The 1,240-nt window shown below is 48.3% G+C and carries 2 protein-coding genes; both read right to left on the bottom strand.

The genetic code is table 11. The annotated features are described in order from the left end of the window. Positions 1–23 precede the first annotated feature (23 nt). Positions 24–1,019 (bottom strand): transposase, encoded by a 996-nt coding sequence (locus tag ACGHVY_RS24765; RefSeq protein WP_390599313.1) that lies wholly within the window; start codon positions 1,017–1,019, stop codon positions 24–26. Then, the coding region (locus ACGHVY_RS24770) for a hypothetical protein (protein WP_390602129.1) at positions 985–1,240 on the bottom strand (256 nt) is incomplete at its 5' end. The genes ACGHVY_RS24770 and ACGHVY_RS24765, both read right to left, overlap by 35 nt.

Consider the following 1,240-nt stretch of genomic DNA (forward strand, 5'->3'; position numbering starts at 1 on the left):
GGCGCATGGTAATAAACCTGTGTTTATGCGTATAGATTGCAAAGGCGGAAGATAAAGAATTTAGTATCGTTGACACCGTGTAGTTTGGCTCTGAATGCCTTTATTTTAGAGTTGATGGACTCGGCGGATGCGTTTGTAGATCGGTTATCAAAGAAGTTTATTATTTCATCGGAGTGTTCGTAAAAGGTAGCAGCGATGGTGTTGAAAGACTTAAAACCTGATTCAGCCACCTTATTATACCAACGAGCAAGATTGAGCCGGGCGGTATCGGGAGTGGATTTCTTGCTAGAAAATATTGCTCTGAGATGCTGAGATAACCAGTATGCCTCTTTAAGATCAGGATAGAGCGAGAACATCAGATCAATGCGCTGCCGTTGGGATTCAGTCCATTTATCAGGGGATTTGAACAATGCATAACGTCCACGGGCAAGTAGCTCCTTGAGAGTGTCGCCATTTGGAAGCCGTTCAGGCACATACTTCTCGCCTGATAATTTTGCTTGTTCACGCGCTTCGGTATCAGCATTTACGGCGTCCCAGCGATGCTTGATGCGTATCTCCTGCACGGCTTCCAGCGCCAGCTTCTGAACATGAAAGCGGTCAATAACGCGCTTTGCCCTAGGGAAAGCATAGCGGCATATACGGTGCATGCTGTCGGCCAGATCAAGAGTTATCTCAATCACCTTGTTGCGCAGACGACTGTTAATCTGTCTTAATGCGTGCAGTACCGTATCAGAGTCAGTTCCAAGTACTATGGCCACTATGGAATGTTTTCGCCCGTGAGCTGCTTTGTTGGTAACAATCGTATATAGTTCGCCATTACTCAATGATGTCTCATCAATACTCAGGTGTTCTCCGATGTTTTCAGGGAAGACACGCCATTGCTCGGCATGTAGTCCCTCTGCGGTGTCTTTCCATTGCCAGTAACCGCTCAGATGGCGTTTGTACTGACGCTCGAACAGGTCTCCGTCAATATCGAAGAACCACTCAAGAGAGCGGCCCGTAATCGGGTATCTGTCCAAGCATACCTTTTAAAAAAGCCGCGAACTCTTTCGAGAAGCGGGTGCCTTCAGCTACTATGTCCCAGCGTTTTGAAACGCTCTTACCTGTCTCAATCTCAACCCAACGGCGACGCTTGACGTGAAAGGTCATCTTCCGGCCTCTGACCGGGTAGTCCCGCACTGTGCTTTCCTCGTAGAACCCGTTGGGACGTAGCTGTCCGGCCTCATAGCCGTCAACTCCA

Source organism: Bacteroides sp. f07, assembly GCF_042854785.1.
GTDB lineage: Bacteria > Bacteroidota > Bacteroidia > Bacteroidales > Bacteroidaceae > Bacteroides.